The 7889-nt window shown below is 76.8% G+C and carries 8 protein-coding genes; 7 read left to right on the top strand and 1 reads right to left on the bottom strand.

Annotated features, from left to right (window positions below; translation table 11 throughout):
• Window positions 1-278 precede the first annotated feature (278 nt).
• Window positions 279-503 (bottom strand): hypothetical protein, encoded by a 225-nt coding sequence (locus ACIQUQ_RS33470; protein ID WP_403983626.1) that lies wholly within the window; start codon window positions 501-503, stop codon window positions 279-281.
• Between the two features lie 381 nt (window positions 504-884).
• Between ACIQUQ_RS33470 and ACIQUQ_RS33465 the strand changes: the two genes are divergently transcribed.
• The 7 genes from ACIQUQ_RS33465 to ACIQUQ_RS33435 are packed head-to-tail and all read left to right on the top strand — an operon-like array spanning window position 885 to window position 7880.
• Window positions 885-2060, top strand: a complete 1176-nt coding sequence (locus ACIQUQ_RS33465) for a M16 family metallopeptidase (protein ID WP_403983624.1) — start codon at window positions 885-887, stop codon at window positions 2058-2060.
• Window positions 2057-3175: a hypothetical protein gene (locus tag ACIQUQ_RS33460; RefSeq protein ID WP_403983622.1), complete on the top strand. Its 1119-nt coding sequence runs from the start codon at window positions 2057-2059 to the stop codon at window positions 3173-3175. Before ACIQUQ_RS33465 ends, ACIQUQ_RS33460 begins: the two co-directional genes overlap by 4 nt.
• The gene (locus ACIQUQ_RS33455) at window positions 3172-4293 is read left to right on the top strand and encodes a hypothetical protein (RefSeq protein ID WP_403983620.1); all 1122 of its coding nucleotides are present in this window, start codon (window positions 3172-3174) and stop codon (window positions 4291-4293) included. The genes ACIQUQ_RS33460 and ACIQUQ_RS33455 overlap by 4 nt, the downstream gene beginning before the upstream one ends.
• Window positions 4290-5258 carry an ABC transporter ATP-binding protein gene (locus ACIQUQ_RS33450; protein ID WP_403983618.1) on the top strand — a complete coding sequence of 323 codons (969 nt, stop codon included), beginning with the start codon at window positions 4290-4292 and terminating at the stop codon, window positions 5256-5258. The genes ACIQUQ_RS33455 and ACIQUQ_RS33450 overlap by 4 nt, the downstream gene beginning before the upstream one ends.
• The gene (locus ACIQUQ_RS33445; RefSeq protein WP_403983616.1) at window positions 5255-6028 is read left to right on the top strand and encodes an ABC transporter permease; all 774 of its coding nucleotides are present in this window, start codon (window positions 5255-5257) and stop codon (window positions 6026-6028) included. Before ACIQUQ_RS33450 ends, ACIQUQ_RS33445 begins: the two co-directional genes overlap by 4 nt.
• Window positions 6029-6042: 14 nt before the next feature.
• Window positions 6043-6879, top strand: coding sequence for an ABC transporter permease (locus ACIQUQ_RS33440; RefSeq protein ID WP_403983614.1), 837 nt, complete (start codon window positions 6043-6045; stop codon window positions 6877-6879).
• Window positions 6880-6917: 38 nt separating this feature from the next.
• Window positions 6918-7880: a hypothetical protein gene (locus ACIQUQ_RS33435; RefSeq protein ID WP_403983612.1), complete on the top strand. Its 963-nt coding sequence runs from the start codon at window positions 6918-6920 to the stop codon at window positions 7878-7880.
• Window positions 7881-7889 lie beyond the last annotated feature (9 nt).

Below are 7889 nucleotides of genomic sequence, written 5' to 3'. Positions count from 1 at the left end.
TCGGCACGGTCGACGGCGGAGTGCACCGCCTGAAGCTCCGCCGCTGACCCACCCGGGGATCGCGAGCGTGGGCGGGGGGGGGGGGGGGGGCCCCCCCCCCCCCCCCCCCCCCCCCCGCCCCCCCCCGCCCCCCCCCCCCCCGCCGGGGGGGGGGCGCGCGCCCCCCCCCGGGGGGGGGGGGGGGGGCGCCCCCCCCCCCCCCGCGGGGGGGGGGGGGCCCCCCCCCCCCGCGCCCCCCCCCCCCCCCCCCTTCGCCGTCGCGAGCCCGCCCGGAGCGGTCAGGACTGCGCCTCCGGCGGGTGGATCGAGGACCCGGTGTTGTTCCACGACGGGACGATGCTCCCGGCGACCGTGACGGACGGGGTGTCCGGCCGGGCCGGGAACTGCCCCGAGGCCTGTGCCGTCCAGAGCCCCACGCCGGCGGCGAGGGCCGCCGCGGCGCCGAGGGAAACCGCCGCCGACACGGTCTTCGAGCGGCGGGTGGACGTGAATCGGTGGGTCATGAGGGGCCTTCCGTCCCAGGTGCGGGGGATACGCGGGGAACTCTGCCAGGCGCCCCGGCCACCCCGCTCTACAAATGATCTACGACCGCTCCGCGGCCGCGGTCCGTGCACGTCGAACCGCCGTCCATCGGCCGTCCATCGCGCTCCGCCTAGCGTTCTCGGTGTCCGGAGCGATCGCCCCGGACGACACAACACACCCTCCCGAAAGGGGAATTCACATGAACCGCAACCACGCCGTCGGTCTCCGTCCGCGCCTCGACAAGGTCGTCAAGAAGGGCTGACGCCCCGGCTGACCGGAGCGGCCGCCGCAGCCACCCGGCTGCGGCGGCCGCCCCGCCCCTCCAAGGAAGGTGGCCCATGCCCCCCGGCACCACAGCGCCGATGTCCCTGATCCCCGTGATCGACGAGCGGCTCCGTACGACCAGCCTCTGCCTGGCCGTCGCCTCCGGCTCGCGCGACGACCCGGCCGACCGGGGCGGCGCGGCCCACCTGCTCGAACACCTCGTGATGTCCGTGCCCATGGCGGGCGGAGCCTCCTTCAGCGAGCGCGTCGAGCGGCTCGGCGGGCGCACCAACGCCGAGACCGGCCTGGAGCAGATGCTCTACTACGCGCAGGTCCACGCCGACGACGCCGACGAGGTCGCGGGCCTGCTGCTGCGCGCCTTCACCGCACCCGACTTCACCGCCGCCGCGCTCGACGACGAGCGCGAGGTGGTCTTCCAGGAGCTCGCCGCGGCCGCGGCCGACCCCGCCGACGTCGTCCAGGACGCCGTCCTCGGCGCCCTGTTCCCCGGCCACCCCCTGGGCCGGCCCGTCGGCGGCGACCCCGAGCAGCTGCGCGCGGTCACCCTGGCAGACGTACGGGCCGCCCACACCGCCCTCGTGAGCGCGCCCAGCACCCTCGTCGTCGTCGGCCCGCGCCTGCCCCCAGTGCTGGCCGGCCTGCCGCGCGGCACCCGCCCCGCAGCGAAGGCCCCGGCCCTGCCCGCGCCGGAGCCCGGACCGGGCGCGGTCGCCGCCTGGCCGCTGGACGCGGACTACTGCTGGGTGTGCCTCGGTGCCCGCTCGCCCGAGGCGGGTTCGGCGCTGCGGCCCGTCTACACCGTCCTGGCGCAGCTGCTCGGTTCCAGCCCCTCGTCCCTGCTCTACCGGGCCCTGCGCGGCGAGCGGCAGCTGTCGTACGCCTTTCAGGCCTGGGACCGCGGCTACCGCGAGGCCGGGGCCTGGCGCGTGCTCGTGGGCACCTCCCCGCAGCAGGCGGACGAGGTCGTCGGCACCGTACGGGGCCTGCTGGCCGGCCTGGCCGCCGACGGGCCCGCCCCGGAGGACCTCGCGGCCGCGCGCCGCCAGGCGGAGATGAGCCTGCTGCTCGACACCGAGGAGCCGCTGGAGCACGCCCGCCTGACGGCGGACCGCACCGCCGCGGGCACCCGGCCGTGGTCCCTGGACGCCGAGACCGCGGCGCTGCGGGCCGTGACGGCCGGGCAGATCCGCACCGCCGCGGCGGACGTGACGCAGCGCCTGCTGGTGACCGTACGACCGGAGGGAACCCGATGACCACCGCCCCGGACCGCTCCCTACCGGACCGTTCCGCACCGTCCGACGACGCACCGTCCCCCGCCTACTGGGCCGCGGCGGAGGCAGCCGGACTCGTCGTGCGGCGCGGCGGCCACCGGGTCGTCGCGGGGACGAGCACCGACCCGCTGACCGGCCTGCGCGGCGTGCTGGTCGAGTACGCCGACCCCGGCGCCCTCACCGACGGCACGCTGGAGTCCGTCCTCGCGGACCTGGACGCACCGGTCGCACCCGCCACCCCGGATCCGCGGCGGGCGGCCACCGGTCCCGGCGCGTCTGCGGCGACCGGTACGGCCGGTACGACCTGCGGGACCGGCGGGGCCGGTGCGACGCAGACACCCGGGGACCCGCACGCGTCCGACGTGCCGGACGTGCGGGAGGCCACCACCGCGGACGGGTTCCCGGCCCATCCCGGAGCCTGCCGCGTCCAGGTCCGCACGCCCGCGGACACCGTCCTGCCGCCGCCCTGGCGGCGGTCGGTGACGTACATCCGCCGCACCGGCCCGCTGCCGGACGCGCCCCGCCCCGCCGGGCTGCGCATCGTCCCGGCCGACGACGCGCTGCTGCCCGCCGTCCGGGACTGGATGGCCCGTGCCGTCCGCCAGGGCGCCGCGGAGCAGGGGCTGCCCGCACCCCACGGGGCGGTGGCGGAGGCCGTCGACGCGGTCCTCGGCGAACCCGGCCTGGCCCTGCTCGTCGGACTGCTCGACGACCGGCCCGTGGGCCACGCCGTCCTGCTCACCGGCGCCCGCGACGCCGTCACCGACCGCCCCTCCGCGGAGCTGTGGGACGTCCTGGTCGAGCCGGCGACGCCCCGCGCGGCGGACTGCCGCGACGCCCTGGTGGGCGCCGCGGCCGACCGGGCCGCCGGACTCCGCCTGCCGCTGCTCGGGCACGTCGTGCACCGCGCCGAGGAGACCGCCTCCCGGGCCCTCACCTCCCTCCTCGCCCGCGGCTGGCACACCGACCACGCCTACTGGACGGCCCCGGTGGACCACCGCCCCCCGACGGCGGGCCCCCGGAGCGGCACGGCAGCCGCGCCCGCCGCCCGTTCCACCCCGACCACTTCCCCGACCAGCAACGGAACCCCGCGATGACCACCACGAGCCCCGGCGACCGCCTGGACCTGGCCCTCCTCCACGCACTCCTCGGCGTCCCGGACCACGAGGACGGGCGCGAACTGGTCGCCACCGCCCGCGAGGTCTCCGCGACCCTGCCCCAACTGGTCATCTCCGTCGCCGCCCGCGAAGGCACCCCCCTGGGCACCGGCAGCACGGACGAGCTCGCCCGCGCCCGAGTCCGGTCGGCGCGCTACGCCCGCTTCCGCGCGGCGGTGGCCGAGGCCGCCCCGCGCGGCCGGGTCGTCAAGGGCCCCTCGCTCGCGGCGCGCTACCCGGCCGGCGTGGTGCGCCCGGTCGGCGACCTCGACGTGGTCCTGCCCGCGCAGGAGGACCTGTGGGCCGCCGCCCGGAGCCTGACCGCCGGGCACGGGGCCACCCCGCACGAACTGACCCTCGTCACGGACGGGACGGGCCGCCTCCACGTCCTGCTCACCCTCGCCTGGCCCTCGCCCGACCCCCTGCTGGAACAGGAGCTGCGCGTCGAGCTCAGCACCGCCGCGTTCTACGGCGACCTGGGAGCCCTCCCGCTGCGCGCCCTCCTGCCCGGCCCGCAGGCCCTCGCCGACCTGCTCTCCGTCGTGGAGGAGCGGATCCAGCGGGAGTTCCACGCGAAGGACGCCGTGGACGTCCTCACCCTCCTCGACGCCGGCGAGCTCGACGACACCGCGGTCGTGGCCGACGCCCTGGCCTCGTTCCGCCTCGCTCCCGAGGCCCAGGAGCTGTTCGCGCTGGTGGCCGCGCACGCCCCGCACCCCGCGCTGGACGCCCTGGCCGGCTCGCTCGGCCCGCTGGCCCTGCTGGAGCGGGCCCGCCGCGAGGCCGCCCCGGCCCGCCCGGAGCCGGACGGCGTCCGGTCCCGCCTGGACGCCGGGTTCCCGGTCTGGGGCATGCTCCTGGACACCGGGGCCGACCGGGCCCCCGCCGACCGGCTGGTCCTGGACGCGGCGCCCTCCGGCACCACCCCCGACGGGACCGCGGAGGCCGTCCTCGCCCACACCCCCGTCGGCTCCTTCCTCCTCGTCGCCGGCGAACTGGTCGACCCCGCGCTGCACGCGACCGCCCTCGCCCGCCTCACCCCGGGGACCGACGCGTGAGCGCCGCCATCGACGTCCGCGGCCTGACCCGCTCGTACCGCCCCCGGCGCGGCGGCCCGCGCGAGGAGGTCACCGCACTGCGCGGGGTCGACCTCACCGTGGAGGAGGGCGAGGTGCGCGGCCTGCTCGGCCCCAACGGCGCCGGCAAGACGACCCTGTGCAAGATCCTCAGCACCGTCCTCACCCCCACCGGCGGCACCGCCCGCGTCCTCGGCCACGACGTCGCCGCCGACCCGCGGGCCGTCAAACCCCTGGTCGGCATCGTCTTCGGCGGCGACCGGGGCCTGTACGGACGGCTCGGCGCCCGCCAGAACCTCCAGCTGTGGGGCGCCCTCTACGGGCTGTACGGCTCCGCGCTGCGGCACCGCATCGCCGGACTCCTCGACCGCGTCGGGCTCGCCGACCGCGCCGACGAGCGCGTCGACGGCTTCTCCCGCGGCATGAAGCAGCGGCTGCACCTCGCCCGGGGCCTGATCAGCGATCCCCGGGTGCTGCTCCTCGACGAGCCCACCACCGGCATGGACCCCGCCGCGGCCCTCGACTTCCGGATCCTGGTCGGCGAACTGCGCGCCGAACGCCGCAGCATCCTCATCACCACCCACGACATGGCCGAGGCCGAGGCCGTCTGCGACCGGGTCACGCTCATGGACCACGGCGAGGTGATCGCCACCGACCGGCCCGGCGCCCTCGCCGCGCGGCTCAACGCGCACGAGCGCATCGAGGCCCGCCACGTGCCCGGCGAGGCCCTCGACGCGATCCGCCTCCTGCCCGACGTGGTCGGCCTCGACCTCGACGAGGACGGCGCGCTGGTCCGCGTGGACGTCCTGGGCAGTGCCGCCGTCAGCGCGGTCCTGGAGGTCCTGGTCCGGTCCGGGGTCACCGAACTGGGCACCGTACGACCCGGACTGGCCGAGGTGTACCTGCGGCTGATCGGCGGCGGCCGGGGCATGCGGGTGACGCGATGAGCCCGCTGCCCCTGTGGACCGTCTTCCGCCTCCAGCTGCTGATGACCCTGCGCACGCCCGACATCGCCCACGTCTTCGTCACCACACCCCTCTACACGCTGGTCTTCCTCGCCATCCAGGTCCAGGCCGGCCGCCCGGACCTCGCCGGGTACGCCGTCCTCGCGCCGGCCCTGATGGCACTGTGGTCACTGGCCCTCCAGTGCGCCGGCGAACTCGTCAGCCAGGAGCGCGACCAGGGCACGCTGGAGGCGATGGCGGCCTCGCCCGCCCGCTACCCGCTGGTGGTCAACGTCCGCATCGCCGCCGTGACCCTGCTCAGCGCCCTGTCGTTCGCCGAGGCCTGGCTGGTCGCGTACGGGGTCTTCGGCCTGACCGTACGCATCGAGCACCCGGCCCTGTTCACGGCCGCTGTGCTCCTCTCCGCCGCGGCCATGGCCGGCACCGCGAGCTGCGTGTCCGCCCTGTTCGTGCTGGCCCCCTCGGCGCGCGTGCTGCAGAACGCGCTCAGCTTCCCGTTCTACCTGCTGGGCGGCGTCCTGGTGCCCGTGACCTTCCTGCCGGAGTGGCTGCGCCCGCTGTCGGACGTGGTGTTCCTGTCCTGGAGCGCCCGGCTGCTGCGCGCCGCGCTCGCCCCGGCCGACCCGGTGGAGCCGCTCACCGCGCTCGCCGCCGTCGCGGTCCTGGGCCTCGCCGGCGGGCTGACCGGCACGTACCTGATCGGCCGGATGCTCCGCCGCGTGCGAACCACCGGCACCCTCGCCCAGAGTTGAGGAGGCAGACCACCATGCAACCCCAGGCGACCACGGCCCCGGCGGCGCCGGCAGCCCTGGCGCGGACCGCCCGCATCGTCGGCCACAGCGCGGCCAACGCCTACGCCGACTTCCGCGCCTCCTACACCTGGACCAGCTGGACCTTCGGCTGGCTCACCCGGATGCTCAGCCAGGTCTGCTTCTTCGGCCTGGTGGGCCACCTGCTCGGCTCCCCGGCCCACACCCGCTACCTGGTCATCGGCAACGCCGTCATGGCCTGCGTCATCGAGGCCATGACCGTGGTCGTGTCCACCGGCTGGGAACGCGGCCACGGGACCCTGCCCCTGCTCGCGGCCGCACCCGGCGAACTGGGCTGGGTGATGGTCGGCCGCAGCCTCCAGTGGCCGGTCAGCGGCTCGGCCACGGCCGCTGTCTCGCTCCTCGCCGTCGGCCCCGCCTTCGGCGTGCACTGGCCGCCCGGCCGGGTGCCCGCCCTGCTGGTGCTCGTGGTGCTCACCGCCGCCACGACGTACTGCCTCGGGCTGTTCGTGGGCGCCTTCGTGCTCGTCGCGCCGGAGGCCCGCAACATCGTGTTCAACGCCTCCTTCCTGCTGCTGATGGCCGTGTGCGGGGCCGAGGTCCCCGTGGACTTCTGGCCGGGCTGGGTCGGAGCGGCAGCCGCCGCGCTGCCCCCCACCCACGGCCTGGCCGCGGTCCGCGCCCTCGCCGACGGAGACCCCGCCGGGGCCGTTGCCGCCCCCGCGCTGTGGGCCCTGCTCACCGGCGCCGGCTGGCTCGCCGCCGCGCTCGTCGCCTTCCGGGTGCTCACCGCTCGTGCCCGGGCCACCCACGCCTTCGGCTCCGCCGTCTGACGCCACGGCACCCGCTCCACCGAACGAGGGACCATCCCATGACCCACGACCGCACCGCCGACCGCGCCGACGGCCCGTACAGCGTCCTGCTGCTCAAGCCGGACGGCTGCCTCCTGCCCGGCCTGCGCGCCCACCTGGACCGGCTCATCCAGCGCCAACGGCTGCGCGTGGTGACCCGCTACCCGGTCGTCCTCGACGCCACCGACGTCGAGGACGTCTGGCCCAAACTCGCCGTCGGGGCCTACCCGGTGGCCCACCAGCTGACCCTGCACTACATGACCGGCGGCACCAGCGAGGTCACCGTCGTGGCGGCGGCCGACTCCGACGTCAGTGCGGGCGGGGCCGGCACGGCGGACGTGGTGGCCCGCTGCACGGCCATCCGCACCGAGGTGCGGCGCGAGTTCGGGGACACCGTCTTCGCGAACCGGCTGCACACCCCGACCGAGCCCGAGGAGATCGCCCCCTGCGTCTCCAAGTTCCTGCACAGCGTGCCCGCGGGCCTGCCGCACGTCCGCCACCACGACCCGGGCACGGCCCCCGGCGCCTTCGGCCGGCTGGCCGCCCTGCCCTCCGGCGAGATCCGCGCCGCCGCCCTCGACGTCTGGCGCCGGCAGCGCCGCGACGGCTGGCAGTCCTTCCGGCTCGACGTCCCGCCGGGCGAGTACGCCACGTACCTGCTGCCCGGGGACTCCCACTCCATCGACTACGGCATGTCCGTCATCGCGGAGCTGCTGCCGCACCTGACCCTCGACCAGATCATCACCGCCTACATCGAGATGGACGTGCGAGGCGAGAGCCGCCTGTACGGGGGCCCGGCCGAGGAGAGCACGCACCTGGCCGACCGCATCACCGCCGCGGGACTGTTCGCCCGGGCCCGCGCCACCCGGTCTGCCGCCGACCGCGGCCTGCCCGCCGGCCGCTCCCGGCCGTCCCCGGCGGCCGAACGGCCCCACCGGAACCACCAGACCATCCAGACCCACCAGACTCCCCGTCCGGCATGAGGAGGCCGA

Origin of the sequence: Streptomyces sp. NPDC101118, from assembly GCF_044759445.1 — a bacterium.
In the GTDB taxonomy this organism is placed as follows: Bacteria; Actinomycetota; Actinomycetes; order Streptomycetales; family Streptomycetaceae; genus Streptomyces.
This window is presented reverse-complemented; position numbering and strand designations above follow the sequence as displayed.

What these genes read in the sequence shown, in the direction of transcription:
- ACIQUQ_RS33470 (WP_403983626.1), bottom strand. Translation starts at nt 503, where the DNA reads ATGACCCACCGATTCACGTCCACCCGCCGCTCGAAGACCGTGTCGGCG.
- ACIQUQ_RS33465 (WP_403983624.1), top strand. Translation starts at nt 885, where the DNA reads ATGTCCCTGATCCCCGTGATCGACGAGCGGCTCCGTACGACCAGCCTC.
- ACIQUQ_RS33460 (WP_403983622.1), top strand. Translation starts at nt 2,057, where the DNA reads ATGACCACCGCCCCGGACCGCTCCCTACCGGACCGTTCCGCACCGTCC.
- ACIQUQ_RS33455 (WP_403983620.1), top strand. Translation starts at nt 3,172, where the DNA reads ATGACCACCACGAGCCCCGGCGACCGCCTGGACCTGGCCCTCCTCCAC.
- ACIQUQ_RS33445 (WP_403983616.1), top strand. Translation starts at nt 5,255, where the DNA reads ATGAGCCCGCTGCCCCTGTGGACCGTCTTCCGCCTCCAGCTGCTGATG.
- ACIQUQ_RS33440 (WP_403983614.1), top strand. Translation starts at nt 6,043, where the DNA reads ATGCAACCCCAGGCGACCACGGCCCCGGCGGCGCCGGCAGCCCTGGCG.
- ACIQUQ_RS33435 (WP_403983612.1), top strand. Translation starts at nt 6,918, where the DNA reads ATGACCCACGACCGCACCGCCGACCGCGCCGACGGCCCGTACAGCGTC.